General features: G+C 65.5%; 14 protein-coding genes. 5 read left to right on the top strand and 9 right to left on the bottom strand.

Translation table 11 applies throughout. The features are described from left to right. The first annotated feature begins 25 nt into the window (after positions 1 to 25). A complete protein-coding gene (gene queC / locus AC1RMD_RS22375; protein WP_492929522.1) occupies positions 26 to 733 on the top strand; it encodes a 7-cyano-7-deazaguanine synthase QueC in 708 nt (235 codons plus the stop codon). Next, positions 734 to 3,787, top strand: coding sequence for a sensor domain-containing diguanylate cyclase (locus tag AC1RMD_RS22370; RefSeq protein WP_492929520.1), 3,054 nt, complete (start codon positions 734 to 736; stop codon positions 3,785 to 3,787). 15 nt (positions 3,788 to 3,802) lie between these two features. Here AC1RMD_RS22370 and AC1RMD_RS22365 read toward each other — a convergent pair whose 3' ends face one another. From AC1RMD_RS22365 to AC1RMD_RS22355, 3 genes are all read right to left on the bottom strand, one after another. Further along, positions 3,803 to 4,195 carry a hypothetical protein gene (locus AC1RMD_RS22365; protein ID WP_492929518.1) on the bottom strand — a complete coding sequence of 131 codons (393 nt, stop codon included), beginning with the start codon at positions 4,193 to 4,195 and terminating at the stop codon, positions 3,803 to 3,805. Positions 4,196 to 4,732: 537 nt separating this feature from the next. Next, complete coding sequence (locus AC1RMD_RS22360; protein ID WP_492929516.1) at positions 4,733 to 5,293, bottom strand: PEP-CTERM sorting domain-containing protein; 561 nt, start codon at positions 5,291 to 5,293, stop codon at positions 4,733 to 4,735. Between the two features lie 15 nt (positions 5,294 to 5,308). Beyond that, positions 5,309 to 5,968: an Npun_F0296 family exosortase-dependent surface protein gene (locus AC1RMD_RS22355; protein ID WP_492929514.1), complete on the bottom strand. Its 660-nt coding sequence runs from the start codon at positions 5,966 to 5,968 to the stop codon at positions 5,309 to 5,311. Positions 5,969 to 6,367: 399 nt separating this feature from the next. Between AC1RMD_RS22355 and AC1RMD_RS22350 the strand changes: the two genes are divergently transcribed. From AC1RMD_RS22350 to AC1RMD_RS22340, 3 genes are all read left to right on the top strand, one after another. Beyond that, positions 6,368 to 6,868, top strand: coding sequence for a hypothetical protein (locus AC1RMD_RS22350; RefSeq protein ID WP_492929512.1), 501 nt, complete (start codon positions 6,368 to 6,370; stop codon positions 6,866 to 6,868). Between the two features lie 140 nt (positions 6,869 to 7,008). After that, positions 7,009 to 7,548 carry an FxDxF family PEP-CTERM protein gene (locus AC1RMD_RS22345; RefSeq protein ID WP_492929510.1) on the top strand — a complete coding sequence of 180 codons (540 nt, stop codon included), beginning with the start codon at positions 7,009 to 7,011 and terminating at the stop codon, positions 7,546 to 7,548. A 124-nt stretch (positions 7,549 to 7,672) separates the two neighbouring features. Continuing rightward, positions 7,673 to 9,616, top strand: coding sequence for a GAF domain-containing sensor histidine kinase (locus AC1RMD_RS22340; RefSeq protein ID WP_492929508.1), 1,944 nt, complete (start codon positions 7,673 to 7,675; stop codon positions 9,614 to 9,616). 15 nt (positions 9,617 to 9,631) lie between these two features. Here AC1RMD_RS22340 and AC1RMD_RS22335 read toward each other — a convergent pair whose 3' ends face one another. The 6 genes from AC1RMD_RS22335 to AC1RMD_RS22310 form a co-directional block, all read right to left on the bottom strand. Further along, positions 9,632 to 10,549 (bottom strand): SAM hydrolase/SAM-dependent halogenase family protein, encoded by a 918-nt coding sequence (locus AC1RMD_RS22335; protein WP_492929506.1) that lies wholly within the window; start codon positions 10,547 to 10,549, stop codon positions 9,632 to 9,634. A 12-nt stretch (positions 10,550 to 10,561) separates the two neighbouring features. Next, positions 10,562 to 13,039, bottom strand: coding sequence for a TonB-dependent receptor plug domain-containing protein (locus tag AC1RMD_RS22330; protein ID WP_492929504.1), 2,478 nt, complete (start codon positions 13,037 to 13,039; stop codon positions 10,562 to 10,564). A gap of 98 nt (positions 13,040 to 13,137) precedes the next feature. Further along, the gene (locus tag AC1RMD_RS22325) at positions 13,138 to 14,643 is read right to left on the bottom strand and encodes a DUF3369 domain-containing protein (RefSeq protein ID WP_492929502.1); all 1,506 of its coding nucleotides are present in this window, start codon (positions 14,641 to 14,643) and stop codon (positions 13,138 to 13,140) included. A gap of 327 nt (positions 14,644 to 14,970) precedes the next feature. Beyond that, positions 14,971 to 15,717, bottom strand: coding sequence for a DUF1828 domain-containing protein (locus AC1RMD_RS22320; RefSeq protein ID WP_492929500.1), 747 nt, complete (start codon positions 15,715 to 15,717; stop codon positions 14,971 to 14,973). A 184-nt stretch (positions 15,718 to 15,901) separates the two neighbouring features. Then, positions 15,902 to 16,159, bottom strand: a complete 258-nt coding sequence (locus tag AC1RMD_RS22315; RefSeq protein ID WP_492929498.1) for a hypothetical protein — start codon at positions 16,157 to 16,159, stop codon at positions 15,902 to 15,904. A gap of 136 nt (positions 16,160 to 16,295) precedes the next feature. After that, positions 16,296 to 18,218, bottom strand: coding sequence for a PhoX family protein (locus AC1RMD_RS22310; RefSeq protein WP_492929496.1), 1,923 nt, complete (start codon positions 18,216 to 18,218; stop codon positions 16,296 to 16,298). Between the last annotated feature and the right edge of the window lie 70 nt (positions 18,219 to 18,288).

The following is an 18,288-nucleotide window of genomic DNA, read 5'->3' as shown; positions in this document are numbered from 1 at the left end:
TGCAAGCCCTTGAAAGAACAAAGTAATGCTGCCTACCGATACCGCCCTGGTCCTGTTTAGCGGTGGCCAAGATTCCACCACCTGCCTGGCCTGGGCGCTGAAGCACTACGCGCGCGTGGAAACCATAGGCTTCGACTACGGCCAGCGCCACGCCATCGAGCTGACCGTGCGTCCGACCGTGATCGAACGCCTGCGCGCCCACTCGCCCGAGTGGAACGCCAAGCTGGGCGAAGACCACATGATCGACCTGTCGCTGATCTCCGAGATTTCGCAGACCGCGATGACGCACGATATCGCCATCGAAACCCAGGCCAACGGCCTGCCCAACACCTTTGTCCCCGGCCGCAACCTGCTGTTCATGACGGTGGCCGCCACCGTGGCCTACCGCCGCGGCCTGACGGTGCTGGTGGGCGGCATGTGCGAGACCGACTTCTCCGGCTACCCGGACTGCCGCGACGACACCATGAAGGCGCTGCAGGTGGCGCTCAACCTGGGCATGGACACCCGCCTGAAGCTGGAAACCCCGCTGATGTGGCGCGACAAGCGCCAGACCTGGGAGCTGGCGCAGGAACTGGGCGGCCAGGCGCTGGTGGACCTGATCCGCGACGGCACCCACACCTGCTACCTGGGCGAGCGCGGCGCGCTGCACGCTTGGGGTTATGGCTGCGGCACCTGCCCGGCGTGCGCGCTGCGCGCGCGCGGCTACCGCCAGTTCGCGGGCACCGAGGGGTAGATGACCCCCGCCGCCCAGGCCAGGCTGCGCCGGCTGCTGCAGCACCTGCTCTCGCCGGGCGTGCTGCCGCTGCTGGTGCTGGCGGGATGCCTGGGCGCGACCGGCGTGCTGTGGCTGGGCGCGCGCCAGCATGCCGAGCAGCAGGCGCAGGCCGATTTCGACAGCCGCGTGCGCGAACTGGTCAACAATCTCGACCGGCGCATGCAAACCTATGTGCAGGTGCTGTACGGCGTGCAGGGCCTGTTCGCCAGCTCCGCCGAGGTCGACCGCGACGAGTTCCGCAGCTACCTGGCCGGGCAAAAGCTCAATCTGCATTTCCCCGGCATCCACGGCGTCGGCTACATGGCGCTGGTGACGCCGGCGCAGCGCGACGCCCACCAGCGCGCGATCCGGCTGGGCGGCCATCCCGACTACCGCCTGCGGCCGGACGGCGCGCGCGCCTGGTACGCGCCGGTGGTCTACCTGGAACCGTTCGACGACAACAACCGGCGCGCCTTCGGCTACGACGCCGCGTCCGAGCCGGTGCGGCGCGGCGCGCTGGAGCAGGCGCGCGACTCCGGCCTGCCCGCCGTCAGCGGCAAGATCCGGCTGGTGCAGGAGGAGGTCGGGCCGGCCCAGTCGGGCTTTCTGTTGGTGCTGCCGGTGTTTCGCCGCTGGCGGCCGGCCGCGACGGTGGTGCAGCGGCGCGCCGCCATCGACGGCTGGGTCTACGCGCCGTTCCGCGTCGGCGACCTGATGGCGGGGCTGGGCGGACCGCGCGCCGGCGCGCTGGACGTGAAAATCTACGACGGCGACGCCATCGCGCCGGCGGCGCTGATGTACGACAGCCGTCCGGGCGCCGGCCGGCGCGGCAGCCTGCAGCAGATCAGCGTCGGCGGCCACCGCTGGACGCTGGACATCGCCGCCCGGGCCAGCGCGGCGCCGGAACGCGAGCAGGCGCAGCGGGTCGCGGTCGGCGGCGTATTGTTGAGCGCGCTGCTGGCCGGGCTGACCTGGCTGCTGGCGCGCGGCCGCGTGCGGGCCCGCGACGCCCAGGCCCGCGCCGAACGCCTGAGCGGCGAGCTGCAACAGGGCCAGGCCGCGCTGCTGGTGCTGGCCGAGGGCGCGCAGCGCAGCCAGGCCATGTTGCGCAACATCCTCGATTCGACCATCGACGGCATCCTGGTCGACAACCTGAAAGGCGGGGTGCTCAACGCCAACCGCCGCTTCCGCGAGCTGTGGAACCTGCCCGAGCACCTGGACTGGCAGGCCGACGGCGCCGCGCTGATGGCGCACATGGCGCAGCAGATGCTCCATCCCGGCCAGGCGCTGCTGCTGGAGCCGGGGCCGCAGCAATTGGCGCTGCCGGGCCAGCAACGGGCCAGCCAGCTTGAGCTGCTGCTGCTGAAGGATGGCCGGGTGTTCGAGCAGCACACGCGCGGCATGCAACTGGGCAGCGAGCCGGCGCGCTTGCGGTCGTTCCGCGACATCACCGAGCGCATCCAGGGCGAGCAGCGCGAGCGGACCCGGCGCCACGTGCTCGAGCTGCTGGCCACCGGCGCGCCGCTGCCAGCCATCCTCGAGAGCGTGGTGCAGGGCGTCGAGGCGGGCAACGAGGAAATGTTGTGCAGCATCCTGCTGCTCGACGAGGCCGGCGAGCACTTGCTGGTGGGCGCCGCCCCCAGCCTGCCGGCCTTTTTCAACGCCGCCGTGCACGGGCGCTCGATCCACGGCGCGCCGGGCGCCTGCGCCCAGGCGGTGCTGACGCGCAGCCGGGTGATCGTCGAGGACATCCGCCAGGCGCCGGCCTGGGTCGAGTACCGCGACCTGGCCTTGCAGGCGCGGCTGGGCTCGTGCTGGTCCGATCCGATCTACGGCGCCGGCGGCAACGTGCTGGGCACCTTCGCCGTCTACCACCGCGAGGCCCGCCTGCCCAGCCTGGCCAACATCGCGCTGATCGAGCAGGCCGCGCGGCTGGCCGGCATCGCCATCGAGCAGGCGCAGGCGGCGGTGGCGCTGCGCGCCGGCGAGGCCCGCTTCCGCAGCCTGTACGACCACGCGCCGGTGGCGCTGTGGGAGCAGGACTGGTCGGGCGTGCACGCCGCGCTGGCCGAGCTGGAGTTGTCCGGGGTCGACGACCTGGGCCGCTACCTGCAGGCCAACGCCAGCCAGCTGCGGCGCCTGGCGTCGCTGGTGCGCATCGTCGACGTCAACGCCGCCGCGCTGGCGCAGGTGGGGGCGGCGCCCGGGCGCAAGGATCTCTCGCAGCTGAGCCTGGCGCAGAACTTCGACCTGGCCGCCATGCCCAGCTTCGCGCTGGCGCTGACCGCGCTGGCGCAGGGCCAGCACTTCTTCGCCTGCGAAGGCAGCTACACGCGGCTCGACGGCACGGCCCGGCTCAACGAGCTGACCCTGCTGGTGATGCCGGGCCACGCGCACAGCCTCGATTTCGTCATCGTCTCGACCCTGGACGTGACCGAGCGGCGCCGCATGAACGACGAGCTGCGCCTGCTGGCCACCACCGATTTCCTCACCGGCCTGCCGAACCGGCGCGCGTTCATGCGCCGCCTGGAGGACGAGCACGCCCGCCTGCACCGCGAGATCGGCGCCTGCGCCGCGGTGCTGCTGCTCGATGTCGACCATTTCAAGCACATCAACGACGAGCATGGCCACGCGGCCGGCGACGCCGTGCTGCGCCAGCTGGGCGCGCTGTTGCGCGACGGCCAGCGCAAGGTCGACATGCTGGGCCGCATCGGCGGCGAGGAATTCGCGGTGCTGCTGCCCGGCACCGGGCTGGACGCGGCGGCGGTGTACGCCGAGCGCCTGCGCCTGCGGGTGGCCGAGGCGCGCATGCCGCTGGACGACGAGTCGCGCTTGACGGTGACGGTGACGGTGAGTATCGGCATCGCCGCGTTGAGCGCGGCCGACAGCGGCGGCGATGTGGCCTTGCGGCGCGCCGACCAGGCCTTGTACTGCGCCAAGCGCGGCGGGCGTAACCGGGTGGAGCTGGCGGAACCGGGGATGACGGCGGAGGCGGATCGGCCGGGAGTTCAGGTCCCGGCCGCTTCCGATTGAAACGGTGCGTACTGCTTAGACTGCGTGTTCGAGCGTGGCGTGCTGTTGCTGTTTGCGGGAGCGCGAGCGGAAGATCAGGTAGATGCCGAACGGGATCAGCAGCGGCAGCAACAGGGGCGAGACCGCCGCCGCCACCACCACCGCCAGCAGCACCATGCCGCTGATCATCAGGATGCCGAGGCCGGCGAACAGCACGCCGACGAACACGGCCGCGCAGGTGATGGCCACGGCGGCGATCAGCAGGCCGCCGCCGGCGAACAGGGTGCCGAGCAGGAAGCCGATGGGGCCGTCGATCTCGTCGCCGTCGATGTTGACGTGCATGCCGTCACCGAAGACCGACTGCCATGCGGAGGCGGCCAGCAGGACGATAAAGGCGGCGAATACCAATTTTTTAGCGGTGATTTTCATGGCTGACCTCGGTGGTTGGGTGGTTCCGTAGTTCTTGTGCCGTTTGGCATGGTTGAACTATAGCTAGCGCGCCCGGCAACGGCCAGCGGATTGCGACAGACCGGCAAATTGGCGGGATGGAATGCTGGTCCGGCGCGATGAACGGGGAAAGTTCCTTGATTTAAAGTTATGCCCGCCTATACTGATAATCTACCTATTGCAGGGAGGGCTAGAACATGGCTTGGTTAGAATTCAGCGAGGGTCAATCGATATCCTCGATGTGCAAGCGGACTCGGCGCCAACGTAGCGTCCAGCAGCTTTCCGGCGGGGGACCGAAAGGCCCGCCATCGGCGCCGCCGACGATACCGCCTATCATCATTACGCCGTTCAGTTATCACATGCCGGATCCGGCCATCGATCCGCGCGTCACGCCTTTGCGGCCACCCATCATGCCGCCGCCGCGGCCGTGCATCTCGTGCTGAGCGCCGTCGACTGAGCGCCAACCGCCAGACGTAAAAAAAGCCCGCTAGCCGCGGGCTTTGGTGCTGGGCGGGGTGATTACGCCCGTGCCTTGCGGCGGCGGGCGATGACGCCCACCAGGCCCAGGCCGGCCAGCAGCATGGCGTAGGTTTCCGGTTCCGGCACCGCTGTGACCGAGTACAGGCCGGCGTTGGAGCTGGCCTGGAGCGTGGTGTAGAACTTGTCCACGCCGCTGCCGGCATTGAACGCGTAGAACGCCGTGCCGTTGCCCGGTCCGCCGCTACCATTGCCGAAGTGCAGGCCGACGATGACGTCGCCGGTCAGCATTTGCGCAAAGTCGTAGGTCGTGACGTTGGTCAGGGGATCGGCGCTGACGTTGATGTGCTCGATCGCCGCACCGGTCTGGCCCGGCAGCGAGAAGTTCGCCGCCAGGATGCCGCTGACCGTGAGCATGTCCGCCGGCGAGTTGTTGATCAGGTTGCCTCCGACGTAGCCATAGCAGGCCGTCACCGCCACGCCGGGCAGGTCGAAGGTGATATCGGTCGCAGCGCAGGTGGCCAGCGGGGCCGCTGCGGCCGACGCCAGACTGGAGATGCTCAGCAGCGCTGCGGCGGCGAGTTTTGGAAGTGTATTTTTCATTTTTTCGTACCTAAGTTAGTAAAAACGCGGGTTGGCTGCATCTTGGCGCCGGCGGCTGGCAAAACCCAGCAGTCCGATGCCGGTCAATAACATCACGTAGGTGCGGGGTTCGGGAACCGCCGCGATGTAGGAATGGTTGTCCGATTCAAAGGCGTTCTGGTTGGCCGAGAATGTGACTTGGGTGATCGTGGTGCCGCTGTTGGTAAAGAAGTTCATGTAGAAGCCGACTTGCTGATTGCCGTCGGCCATCAGGCTGGCGGCGGTCGCCATGTCGTCGCCGTTGATCTGCAACACCATCGTATTGCCGCTGTACATGGTGACGATGTTGTAGTTGTCCGGCGAACCCATGTAGTAACCAAAATAGCTGACGCCCATGCCGCCGAAGGTCACGCTGGACGACGACGGCTGACCGTTGCTCACGCCGACCGAGAAGAAGGCGGTGGGGTCGCCCGGCGGCTGCGCCGCGTAGCCGGGATTGCCCGGCGACGGGATCAGCGCGCCGAGTTGATCGTAGGTGGCGAAGCCGACCGGCAGCAGGCCGTCGTCGAAGGTGTTGGTGGTGACGCCGCCGACGCCGGAGGTGAGGCCGGCGGTGGCGCTATAGGTGACGGCGGCGCTGGCGCTGAGCGCCGCGCCGGCCAGGCCGAGGGCCAGCAGGGTTTTGAGCTTGGACATTTAACGTTCCTTATTTGAGCCCGGTGAACGATTGCACCGGGCTTGAGCTTTTATTAATTACTGGAAACTGGTGATTCAAAATTGATAATAATAATATTTCCTTGGCAATGCACTGGTAAATTTAGAGTGTTTCCTCAGTTTATGTTAATTTTTACACCGCTTTGTGACATCGGTGCAGCCGTCCGGGGCGGAAAATACCGGCCTTAGCCCCGTAGTGACTAGCAAGTTGCTGACTAGAAAGTTAAATCGGCGGCAGCGCGCATGTGACAGTTTGGTGCGAAAAACAAACAGCCGGCCGCGCCCGGCGAGTTTGCGCAAGATGGTCGACTTGCTATTGTTGTTACGGGGCTGGCCGCTTATCATTTCACCCCCATCCAACTTTCTCCACGAGCCATCCGCATGAGCGCAGACTACCCCGATACCGAACAGCAGCAGGACGACGACGCCCCGATCCAGGAGGCGCGCGTATGGCAGGGGAACGGCTGGACCGCGCGCGTCATCAAGAACGATGACGACGAGGGCTGGGCGGTGGCGATGATCAAGGACGGCGAGCCGGAACCGGCGCTGGTGGGGCCGTGGACCATGGGCCGCGACAAGAAGAACCCCAAGCCGCTGGACGTCAACGCCTTCAACACCCTGGTCAAGACCGCCAACGAGGTGATCCGCCGCCACGAGCAGCAGCTGCATGCCCAGCTGCACAAGAACGTCTTCGTCAACGGCGCGGACGGCCAGGTCAAGGTCTGCCTCGACATCGTGCCCGACGAGGACGACCCGTACGCCACGCTGAGCGCGTTCGACCCGTATGGCGAGGAGCTGGCGCGGGTGCGGGTGGCGCCGACCTTCAAGCTGAGCGTGGCCAGCGCCTCGGCCTGGATGGAAAACGGCTACCGCAAGCCGTAGTTTCCTGCGGCACCTGTTCTTTACTGGAATTAAGATTTCGTTAAATAAACGTGTAAGAGGATGTAACATTCTATCGTGCGCGGCCGGTTGGAAATGATGTGACTGCTACATTTTGGACTCCCATTTTTTAGGAGTTCGATATGATTAAAGTCAAAGCCCTGGCGGGCGCCATCGTGATGACCGGCGCTGCCTTCCTGTCGCAAGGGGCGTTTGCGGCGGATATCAGCAATCCCGACACCCCGCTCGATCTGAGCGGCGGTGCGGACTTCGGCGGCCACTTTGTGACCGGCGGCAATAAAGGCAATACCTTTACCGACAAGTACACCTTCACCCTGACCGGCGCCTCGACCATTTCGGCCGACGTTTACTCGCATACCGGCAACGCCAAGAACGGCCTGGACATCAGCGGCCTGGCCTTGTACAACGCCGGCGGCCTGCTGCTGGGCGGCACCCAGCTGTCGACCGGCGCCACCGACCAGTGGCAGCTCGATTCGGCCATCCTGGGCGCCGGCAGCTACTACGTGCTGATCAGCGGCAGCGCCATGTCCAACTCGTCGGGCGTGTATTCGTCCGGCGTCACCGTGTCGGCCGTGCCGGAACCGGAAACCTACGCCCTGCTGCTGGGCGGCCTGGGCCTGATCGGCGCGGTGGTGAGCCGCCGCCAGCGCAAGCAGGCTTAAGCCTTTGCCGCACTGATGAACAGCCAGGCCGTCGGCGACGCCCTGGCTGTTTTGGTTTCTGTGGCCGGGGCGGGCCGGACCTGCTAGTATTTCCTATGCGCATTACCTCACCATAGGAAAATCGATGGAAAGTCGTCTCACCCGCCTGGAAGCCGTGCAAACCATGCTGCTCGAAATCGGGCAGAAGTCGAGCAGCTGCACCGATATCAGCGAGTTCCTGCAGGCCGTGCATGCGGCGCTGGCCCGCATCATGTACGCCGCCAACTTCTTCGTGGCGTTGAGCGACCGCGACGGTCCGGTCAACCAGGTGCGCTTCGTGTATTTCGTCGACGAGGTGGACGATCCGCCCAGCCGCGACGCGCTGTTCGAGCTGGTCGAGGGCGAGTCGCCGACGGCGACCGTGATCAACACCCGCGAACGGATGGTGATGACGGCGGCCGAGCACCAGTCGCGGCGCGAAGCGAACGCCGGCTTCGGCATCGGCACCATCGCCGAGCACTGGATGGGTTGTCCGCTGCTGGACCAGAACCACCAGTCGCTGGGCGCCATCGTGATCCAGAGCTACGACAGGGAACACACTTTCAGCGAGGAAGACCAGGCGCTGTTCGCGCTGATCGCCAACCATGTGTCGAGCGCGCTGCAAGGCTTGCAGAGCATGGACCGGCTGGAACGCGCGGTGCAGGAGCGCACCGCGCTGCTGGCGCACGAGGTGGCCGAGCGGCGCCGCGCCGAGAACATCCAGCGCGCGCTGTACGAGCTGGCCAACCTGTCGGCCACGGCCACCGGCGGCAGCCGCCTGAACCTGCGGCTGCACCAGATCATCAGCGAGCTGGTGCCGGCGCAGAATTTCCTGATGGCGCTGTACCACCCGGACACCAAGGAAATCAGCATCCCGTACTTCGTCGACCAGAAGGACGAGCAGGCGCCGGTCAAGCGCTTCGACTACGGCGTCGGCATGTCCTCGTACATCCTGCAGCGCAAGCAGGCGATGCTGCTCGACCGCGCCGGCTTCAGCGCGCTGGTGGCCAGCGGCGAGATGGAGCACCCGCTGGGCAATACCGACATCGCCAGCTGGATGGGCGCGCCGATGCTGCTGGGCGACGTCGCCTACGGCGTGATCATCGTGCAGAGCTACGACGATACGGTGGTCTACACCCAGGCCGACCTCGACATCCTGGCCTTCATGGCCAGCCACGTGGCGGTGGCGATCGCGCGCATGCAGGCCGACCGCGAGATCCGCCGCGCCAAGGAGGCGCTGGAGGAGCAGAACGCGGCGCTGGAGAACGCGCTGACCTCGCTCAAGGACGCGCAGGGCGAACTGGTGCGCCAGGAGAAGCTGGCTTCGCTGGGCCGGCTGGTGGCCGGCGTGGCGCACGAGATCAACACGCCGCTGGGCATCTGCGTGACGGCCACCAGCCACCTGGTGGAAGAGCTCAAGCTGACGCGCGAGGACATGGCGGCCGGCACGCTGGACGAGGACGGCTTGAACCAGTTCTTCGACATCATTTCGCAATCGCTGCGCATCATGACCACCAACACCCAGCGGGCGGCGGCGCTGGTGCGCAGCTTCAAGCAGGTGGCGGTGGACCAGTCGTCCGACGATATCCGCAGCTTCAACCTGCGCAAATACCTGGACGAGGTGCTGCTGTCGCTGCAGCCCAAGCTGAAGGGCAAGCCGATCGCCGTCGAGATCGATTGCGACGAGCACATCAACATGGCCAGCTTCCCCGGCGCGGTGTCGCAGATCGTCACCAATATGGTGGTCAACTCGCTGGTGCACGGCTTCGAGGAGGGGCAGTCCGGCAAGATCAAGATCAGCGGCAAGGTCGACGGCGATTTCGTCGAGTTCGACTACAGCGACGACGGCGCCGGCATGGACAACAGCACCTTGGCGCAGCTGTTCGATCCCTTCTTCACCACCAAGCGCGGCTCGGGCGGCAGCGGCCTGGGCGCGCACATCCTGTACAACCTGGTGACCGGCGCGCTGGGCGGCACCGTCAAGGTGGTGAGCGCGCCCGGCATGGGCCTGCACTACAAGCTGCGCTTCCCCAAGATCAAGCGCAAGTAAGGGGGGCGGGGCCGCTTACTTCGCGGCCTTGCTGATCTCGATTTCCCAGTCGACGCCGGAATCGATGTGGTGCTGTTTGGCGTAGTTGCCCTGGCTGACGGCGAGCGCCACATCCAGCAGGCTGTTCAAATACACCAGCGGCTTGCCCCGGGCGACGCCGCCGAAGCTGTGCTCGAACGGCGCCACCACCTGGTCCACCTGCTTGCCCTTGTGCAGGATGCGCACCTGCACGCGGTCGTGCACGGCGATGCCCAGTTCGTCGAACAGCGCTTTCGGGATATTGGTCCAGACGTTGCCGTACTTGATGTCCAGCACAGGGATGATGCCGCGCACCACCTTGCCCTGGCGCACCGCCTTCTGGTAAGGGATCTTCACCACCGCCTCGCTCGGCAGCAGCGGGCCGACCTGCTCGAAGCCGATCGCGCCCGAGGCCAGCCGCGCGCCGACGTAGGCGTAGACGTCGCGGCCGTGGAAGGTGTAGGACTCGCCGGAGCCGGCCAGGCGGTTGACCTTCTCGTCGATCTCGCGCAGCCCGGCCACGCCGTCGCGCTCGGCGATCAAGGTGAACAGGCCGTTGTCGGGGCCGACGAAATAGCGGCCCTCCTTGGTCTTCAACACCACCGACTTGCGGGCGGTGCCCACGCCCGGATCGACCACGGCGACGAACACGCTGCCTTGCGGCCAGTAGTTGGCGGTCTGGTACAGGCGGTAGGCGCCCAGCCAGATGTCGTAGTCGGGGATGTTGTGGGTCAGGTCGGAGACGTTCAGTTTCGGGTCGACGCCGAAGGCCACGCCGTGCATGGCGGAGACGGCGCCGTCCGAGGTGCCGAAGTCGGTCAGCAGCACCAAGGCATTGCTTGCATGGGCTTGCACGGCCATCAGGGTGCTGAGGCAGGCGGCGGCGAACAGGGTGGAGATGCGGGTCGGCTTCATGGAGTCCTCAAGTTAAAAAGTGTAGCGCAGGCGGCCGTAGAAATATGCGCCGTTGACGCCGATCGGGTTGATGAAGTTGTACGGCAGCGCGCCGCCGTAGGTGGCGTTGTTGGTCTGGCGCACCCGCTCCGGGTAGCGGTCGAGCAGGTTGTCGCCGCCGACCGCCAGCGTCAGTTGTTGATTCAACTTGAACTGCGCCTCCAGGTCGACCGACCACACCGCGCCGAACGATTGCGCATGCACGCCGTCGTCGATGGGCGCGTCCTGGTCGTACGAGAAATCCTTCAGCGCGCCGAAGCGGGTGGCGCGCGCCAGCAGGCTCCAGCGCGCGGCCTGCCAGTCGGCGCTCAGCACCAGCTTGCTGGTCGGCGAGGCGTGGCGGACGCGGTACAGGCTGGTGTCGGTCAGCAAGCTCAGCGACGGATCGATGGTGGCCAGCGCGGCCGAGCTCTGTCGCACGCGGTCGAGGCGGGTCCGGTTCAGGTTGAGCGCGGCGTTCAGGTCCAGCTTGCCGCCGGCGAAAGTCAGGTCGTGGTTCAGCACCGCGTCCAGGCCGGTGGTGCTGGTGTCGAGCAGGTTGGCCAGGTAGGCCACCGACTGGATGTCGCCGCGGCCGATGCCGGCCAGATAGGCGGTGGCGGCGTCGCTTTGCAGGTCGCTGGTGCGGGTGATGCGGTCGCGGAGCTTGATGCGGTAGGCGTCCAGGGTGACGCTGGTGTTGCGCTGCGGCCGCCATGCCAGGCCGAGCGACAGGTTGGTCGATTTCTCCGGCTTCAGCGCCTCGGCGCCGAAGCTGCGCGCCAGCGGGTCGCTGGCCGGCAGCAGCGAGGCGGTCTGCAGGCCGCTGCCGTCGCTGTTGAAGTTGAGCGTGGAGAAGCGGAAGCCGGTCTGCACCAGCGCCGGCGCGCGGAAGCTGTTGGACAGGGAGCCGCGCAGCAGGAAGGACTCGCTCAGCTTGTAGCGCGCGGACAGCTTGCCGGTGCTGGCGCTGCCGAAATCGCTGTAGTCCGAGTAGCGGGCGGCCGCGCCCAGCAGCAGGCGGCTGGTGACATCGCTTTCGACGTCGGCGTACACCGAGCGTATAGCCCGGCCGCCGTCGAAGGCGTCCTGCGGCCGCAAGCCGGGGCCGGCCTGCGCGCCCGGCGGCGCGTCGGCGATGGGACCGGCCGCGTAGGAGGCGGCGTCGCCCGGCGAGCTGCGGTAGGTCTCGTGCATGGCCTCGGCGCCCAGCGCCAGGTTGACGGGGCCGCCCAGGCCCAGGTCGAGCTCGCGCGTCAGGTCGGCGTTCAAGGCGTTCTGGCGGAAGTCGAAGCCGGCCAGGTGGAAGCTGGTCGGGCTCTGCGCGCCCAGCGAGGCGTTGGCCGAATGGTCGAGGTCGTAGCGGAACAGGTTGCCGCCATGGCGGGCGCTCAGGTCCCAGTTCCAGCCGGCGCCGGCGAAGCGCGCGCCGGCCACCAGGCTGGTGTCGCGCATGTCGCCCCTGGTCACCGGCCGGTAGCCGGCCGGGTACAGCGCCGGTACGTTGGACGGGTCGCCCGGGTAGCGGAAGTAGGCGCTGCCGTCGGACTTGCGCTGGTTGACGGTGGCGAAGGAATAGGCGTCGACCCCGTTCGCCAGCGGCAGCAGCGCGTTGTAGAACAGGTAGTTGTTGTTCTGCTGCGAGTCGCCGGATTTGAACACCACCTTGCCGTCCAGCGCCAGGTCGGCCGGGGTGGCGTTCCACGAAGTCCAGCCGGCGTCGCTGAAGCCGGCGCGCTGGGTCGGCGCGCGGCTGCGGCGGTCGAAGCCGAAGCGCAGGAAGCCGGCGTCGCCCAGCGGTACGCCGTAGTCGGCGCTGGCGGTCCTGGTCTGGCCGTCGGTCTTGCGCTCGTTGGTGGGCTTGAAGTCGGTGTGGTTGGCGCCATAGCCGAGCGCGGCCGAGCCGCCGCTGCGGGCGTTCTTCAGCACGATGTTGATGACGCCGGCCACGGCGTCGCTGCCGTACTGGGCGCCGGCGCCGTCGCGCAGGATTTCAATGTGGTCGATGGCGCCGGGCGGGATGGCGTTGACGTCGACCGGCACGGTGCCGGCGAAGCTGCTCTCGGTGTCGAGCACGGCGCTGGTGTGGCGGCGCTTGCCGTTGATCAGCACCAGCACCTGGTCCGGCGCCAGGCCGCGCAGCTGGATGCCGCGCACCGAGTCCGCGGCGCCGCTCGATTCGATGCGCGGGAAGTTGATCGACGGCGCCAGGTTCTGCAAGGCCGCGCCCAGTTCGCCGCCGGACAGCGCGTGCTCCACCTCGCGCTGGCCGAAGCGGTCGATCGGCACGGCGCTGTCGTGCACGGTGCGGTTGCGCGCGCGCGAGCCGACCACGGTGACCTGGTCGATGGCGGCGTCGCCGGCTTGCTGCGCCTGCCCCTCGGGCAAGGCGGCCAGCAGCAGCGCGCAGGCGAGCACGCTGCGGCGCAAAGGCAAATGGGGGAGGGCGTGCGGACGGGCGGGCTGGTGCATCGTGGCTTCCTTGCGTGGTCTGGACCGGACCACGATCTTAATGGCAAGGAATTAAGTTTAACAACAACCTATTGCGTATATGCTTATGTTACGGTCCACTAGTCCGGGAAGCGCTCGTTGATGGCGACCGCCTTGTCGATGTTCTGGCACAGCAGGTCGACGTAGACCGGGTCGAGGTGATGGCCGGCCACTTCGCGCAGGTGCGCGACCACCTTGTCGATCGGCCAGGCGTCCTTGTAGCAGCGCTTGTGCATCAGCGCGTCGAACACGTCGGCCACGGCGACGATGCGCGCGTACAGGTGGATGTCGTGGCCCATCAGGCCCTGCGGATAGCCGCTGCCGTCGAATTTTTCGTGGTGCTGGTGGGCGATCACGGCGGCCGCCTTCAGGATCGGGCGCTGCGAGCCGTCGAGGATGGACAGGCCGACGGTCGGATGCTGTTTCATGATTTCCCACTCGGCCGCGTCGAGCTTGCCCGGCTTGAGCAGCACCGCGTCCGGCGTGGCGATCTTGCCGATGTCGTGCATCGGCGCGGCGTGGCGCAGCACGGCCGTTTCGTCTTCCGGCATGCCGGAAGCCTGGGCCAGCAGGTAGCACACTTCCGACATGCGGCGCACGTGGTTGCCCGCCTCGTTGGAGCGCGACTCGACCACGTCGCCCAGGCGCAGGATCAGCTCGGCCTGGGTGTCGGTGATTTCCTGGGTCAACAGGATGTTGTCGAAGGCGATGGCGACGCCGGAGCAGAACACTTCCAGCAGCTTGGTGTCGATCTCGGAGATTTCCTCGACGCCCTTGAGCACCAGCAGCGACGCCTTGCCGCTGTTGTTGGGGAAGTAGCCGATGTAGGTGTCGCCTTCGACGCGCGAGATCTTGTTGCTCTTGGCGGCGTCGAGCTGGGCCAGCACGTCGGGGCTCAGCAGGCTGCCGTCCTCGTCGCCGATCTGGGCCAGGATTTCGTAGTCGTTCTCGCCGCTGATGGCGGTGGCGCCGCGCAGGCGCAGCAGCATGCTGTGTTCCAGGCGCAGCAGCGCCACCACTTGCTGCAGCAGGCCGTTGGCGAAGTCTTTCAGGTTGCGCTGCTGGAAGATGTGGGCCGAGGCGGCGATCACGCGCTCCAGGCCTTCGCGGTAGTTGAGCTGCTGGCGGCGGGCTTCCTCGACCTTCATGATGTCGCGGTAGGCGCGCAGCGCGGCGAAGGTGGTGGTGAACAGCTTGGTCCGGTCGAGCTCGGTCTTTTCCTTGTAGTCGTTGATGTCGTAGTTGACGATCACGCGCTCTTCGGGGGCCTGGCCGGGCTGGCCGGTGCGCAGCACGATGCGGGTGAACTGGTTGTCGAGGTCTTCGCGCATCCAGCGCGCCACTTCCAGGCCGCTGTCTTCCTTTTCCATCACCACGTCGAGGAACACCAGGGCGATGTCGGTTTCGCGCGCCAGCACTTGCTTGGCTTCGGCGCCGCTGTAGGCGTGCACGAAACTCAGCGCGCGGCCGTCGAGACGGAAGCGGCTCAGCGTCAGTTTTGTGATGTCATGGATGTCCGGTTCGTCGTCGACCAACAGGACTTTCCAAGGCGCTAGCTTAGGCGAGGCAGAAGACAAAAAAGACATAGGGGCGAGTTCCGCTAAATGGCACTGCTAAAAGAGTTTTTTCGATTGTAGTCTTACCCACTGCTCTTAACAACAGGCAACAAAAATTCCTGTTGCTTTGCACAACACTCCCGAGGCGTTCCGGGCGCTCTGATTGTACGGCGCGGTTGACCGCGACGGCGCAGCGTTAGTCTTCTGTAACGCCTATGTGCAGCCGAAACAATACTTCGTTTTTGGCAATATTGCTATCTCTGTGAGAATTATTTTATCGGGGTGTGCAACAAAGCGATGCTGGGCTGTTGGACGGAGGAATTCTCCAGACGGTGTCTGGAGAATTATGAGCGTGAGTTAATGAAGGGGAATCATCAGGCCAGAAAAAGGCTGGGTACGTACAATGGATGACAGTATCGCCATCTCACTTTGAGCTTTGTGCGGGTCAATGCGGTCGTCAACAATAATGAGTGTCGATACTTGATCGGCGAAAGGGCCGTTCACGACATCGCCCACCTTCCTCATGACACCTCCAGTTGCTTGAGGGCTCGGAGAAATGATGTCGATGAGTTCCGTACCCTGCTGGAAGTCGAATATATGATCGGTCATGGAGGCACCGCGCACATGCACGTGTCGACGCAGTAGAATCCCCGGGCTGCGAGCGACGATATAGGGTTCCGCTTCTGCCACCAGATCATGTACTTCGGGATGGCCTTTTAGTTGTTCACGCGCCCACTGGGCCACTGCCAATAATCCTGTGATGCTTTTTGCAAAACTCCATGCTGCCTTTTGTTGTAAGGCGAGCATAGTAAAGTCACCATTTTCACTGAGCGTGATTCCATGTCCACTGACCACATCGCGCAATGCCCGCATCCTGGAATGATGTGCAAGGTCGATTCCCAGCGATGACAGATGTGCCAAGGTGTCGCCGTTGTCGCTGATCAGGATGTGTTTTTCGCCGGCCTCCATGAGATAGATATTAATTGCTGCGCCATCGGGGAGGCTAAACGGCGTTCCGATTCTCAGGCCGTTACTTCCGGTAATTCCGCGCACGGTTTTGCAGTCATATCTAGTGAGCGTCTGTGCCCATTCGCAGGTCAACATGGTTGCTCCAAAACGAAAGATTCAATATTGGTTCTCGATAAAAACCAAGAAAAACTAGCCTGCCAGTTATCGCAGTCTACGCTTGTCTCTGAGACCGCGTAAACTTCCTCGTTTGGCAGGTGTTCATGCGGGCCATAGATGGCGGGATCTCCGTTGTGGCTGAGCTTATCGCGCGGGCAGACTTCTATTGATAAATCCGCTGTCGATGAGAACCCATTCGTTGAAAAATGGAGAATGTCATCAAACAATCGCCGACCACGGTAGCGACGCGTAGTTCAATCTGGAGTGTCATGCCGACGATGAAGATGCCCGCCGTGTCAGCCAACGATGCTGTACCCATGATCAAACCCCGATGATTTTCTTTCGGACGAAAGCCGGACCAATTGCGCATCAGTTTCCTCAGTTGGAAAATCTGATTCACTTTGTCTTGTTCAAAGCGCATTGCTTGTCTAGCTCTTGGGGGATTGCCAGAGTTTAGCTCAGCTTGGGATCTTTGTAGTTGAGGGGATGAAAAAAGCCCGCAAGGAGCGTGACGCTCGTTGCGGGCCGGGACAGCTGGGGTAACTGGGTGGGGCGGCTTAGCTCAGGGTCGGCAGGCCGGTCAGGTAGCCGACGGCGGCGCCGAAGCGGTCGCGGTAGTTGGCGCGGATCAGCGGGTCCAGCGTGGTCTGCACTTTGGCGTGCAGCGTCGAGTCCCAGTCGCCCGGATGCTGGAAGTTGCTCATGATGTAGGCGAAGCCGTTCATGTCATCGACCGCGTGCAGGCCGGTCGACTCGGCGCCGGCCGGGGTCGACAGCAAGCGCGTCAGCGCCTTGGTGTCGACGTTGTAGGCCCACAGGAAGTTGTTGACGTGCAGGCCGCTGTCTTCGCCGATGAACAAGGTGCGCAGCTTTTCCGAGAACTTGATGTTGTCCGGATTGGCGATCTTGTCCGGATTGGCCAGGTTGCCCAGCGCGTCGGCCTTGGCCAGGTCTTCGCCCACCAGCGCCGGCACGGCGGCCATGTCGACCGGCACCCATTCGCTGTTGATGGCGGCGCCGCTGTCGTCCACCTGGCCGGCCTTCAGGTTCAGCGCGTAGACGACGCCGGCGTTGGGGCCCTTGATCGAGATGCCGCCGGAGCCGTCCTTCATGGCGCCGCTGATGTAGGCCATGGCCGAGTAGGCGATCTTGTCCTTGGCGTTGACGGTCGTGCCTTCCATCTTGGTGAAGCCCAGGCTGCCGCCCTTGAACGCGGCGTAGCGGTGGGTTTCCAGGAAGGCCGCGGCCTTTTCCTTGCCCGGCACGAACTTGACCCAGTTGCTCTTGCCGCTGAACGGGATCTTGGTGTAGCTGGCGTCGGCCGGATCGGTGGTCTTGACGCTGACGATGTCGGCCGCCTTCAGGGTGTCGGCCAGGGCCTTGATCTCGGCGCTGGTGGCGCTGCCCAGCTTGATCCACGACAGCGTCGCCGAGCCGCCGTTGTCGGCGGTTTTCTGGGTCCACTTGGCGACGTACAGGGTGCCGCTCGACAGGTCCTGCGCCTTGTCGGCGACGAACATGAACAGGCCGCCGTTGGTGGCGTCGTCGCCCATCAGCGCGGTGCGCTCGTCCGGCATCACCTGCACCAGCTCGTGCGAGATGCGGCCCATGCAGTAGTGCTTCTTGATGCTGCCGGTGCCGTCCGGGTTGACGGTGATCTCCGGCATGTGGCCGTAGTGGTAGGGGTTGGCCTTGGCGGCGTCGCCGTACAGATTGGTGCTGAAGGCGGCGAACTGGGTGTTCTTGTCGATGACGGTCGCGTCCGGCTCGTACTCTTCGCTCGACAGGTGGGTGTTCCACGGCGAGCGGCTGGCGCCGCAGGTGATCCACAGGCCGTTGACCGGGCTGGTGTTGACGTTGTGGTACTTCACCAGGGTCAGCGCGCCGGTGGTCTTGTCCTGGTCCAGGGTCAGCACGGCGATCGGCGACGGCAGCATGCCGTACATCGAGTCGCCCTTGACGTTGCGGGTGGCGTATTCGAACTGCACCACGGCGAACACGGTGTTGCCCTTGACGCCGGCCACGGTTGGCGCGGCCAGCTTGAGCAGCGAGGTGCCGTCCGGGCAGTCGGAGAAGAACTGGCGGCCGCCGGCGTCGGTCTTGTCGACGATGGGCTGGTTGTTGATGTCGAAGTAGCCGCCGGCCAGCACGGTGCCGCCGCTGCCGTTGGACACTTTGGCGCCGGTGATGAAGAAGGTCTGGTAGGCCAGCGAGTAGGGCTGGGTCTTGCCGTCGGAGTAGGTCATGTTCAGCGTCGAACCGACGGTGGTGGTGGCCATGGCGGCGGCGTCGCTCAGCGATGGCGCCGCCATGCCGGTGAAGGTCACGGACAGCAGCTGCGGCGCGGCGGCGGCGGTGTCGCCGCCACCGCAGGCGGCCAGCAGGGCGGCGGTGGCGCTGCCGCCGGCCAGCGGCAGCAGCGGCGCGCTGGACAAGAATTTGAGGATGCTGCGGCGGGACAGATCGAGTGACTCGGTCATGGGAAAAATCCTGTTGTAATAGTGGCCATTCCATGTGCGGCGCCGGGCGCGGCATCATGCGAGGCGGTGG

Source organism: Duganella sp. GW822-FHT06D06, from assembly GCF_058799615.1.
This window is presented reverse-complemented; position numbering and strand designations above follow the sequence as displayed.

What these genes read in the sequence shown, in the direction of transcription:
- AC1RMD_RS22345 (WP_492929510.1), top strand. Translation starts at nt 7,009, where the DNA reads ATGATTAAAGTCAAAGCCCTGGCGGGCGCCATCGTGATGACCGGCGCT.
- AC1RMD_RS22370 (WP_492929520.1), top strand. Translation starts at nt 734, where the DNA reads ATGACCCCCGCCGCCCAGGCCAGGCTGCGCCGGCTGCTGCAGCACCTG.
- AC1RMD_RS22330 (WP_492929504.1), bottom strand. Translation starts at nt 13,039, where the DNA reads ATGCACCAGCCCGCCCGTCCGCACGCCCTCCCCCATTTGCCTTTGCGC.
- AC1RMD_RS22320 (WP_492929500.1), bottom strand. Translation starts at nt 15,717, where the DNA reads ATGTTGACCTGCGAATGGGCACAGACGCTCACTAGATATGACTGCAAA.
- AC1RMD_RS22350 (WP_492929512.1), top strand. Translation starts at nt 6,368, where the DNA reads ATGAGCGCAGACTACCCCGATACCGAACAGCAGCAGGACGACGACGCC.
- AC1RMD_RS22365 (WP_492929518.1), bottom strand. Translation starts at nt 4,195, where the DNA reads ATGAAAATCACCGCTAAAAAATTGGTATTCGCCGCCTTTATCGTCCTG.
- AC1RMD_RS22315 (WP_492929498.1), bottom strand. Translation starts at nt 16,159, where the DNA reads ATGCGCTTTGAACAAGACAAAGTGAATCAGATTTTCCAACTGAGGAAA.
- AC1RMD_RS22355 (WP_492929514.1), bottom strand. Translation starts at nt 5,968, where the DNA reads ATGTCCAAGCTCAAAACCCTGCTGGCCCTCGGCCTGGCCGGCGCGGCG.
- AC1RMD_RS22325 (WP_492929502.1), bottom strand. Translation starts at nt 14,643, where the DNA reads ATGTCTTTTTTGTCTTCTGCCTCGCCTAAGCTAGCGCCTTGGAAAGTC.
- AC1RMD_RS22310 (WP_492929496.1), bottom strand. Translation starts at nt 18,218, where the DNA reads ATGACCGAGTCACTCGATCTGTCCCGCCGCAGCATCCTCAAATTCTTG.
- queC (WP_492929522.1), top strand. Translation starts at nt 26, where the DNA reads ATGCTGCCTACCGATACCGCCCTGGTCCTGTTTAGCGGTGGCCAAGAT.
- AC1RMD_RS22340 (WP_492929508.1), top strand. Translation starts at nt 7,673, where the DNA reads ATGGAAAGTCGTCTCACCCGCCTGGAAGCCGTGCAAACCATGCTGCTC.
- AC1RMD_RS22360 (WP_492929516.1), bottom strand. Translation starts at nt 5,293, where the DNA reads ATGAAAAATACACTTCCAAAACTCGCCGCCGCAGCGCTGCTGAGCATC.
- AC1RMD_RS22335 (WP_492929506.1), bottom strand. Translation starts at nt 10,549, where the DNA reads ATGAAGCCGACCCGCATCTCCACCCTGTTCGCCGCCGCCTGCCTCAGC.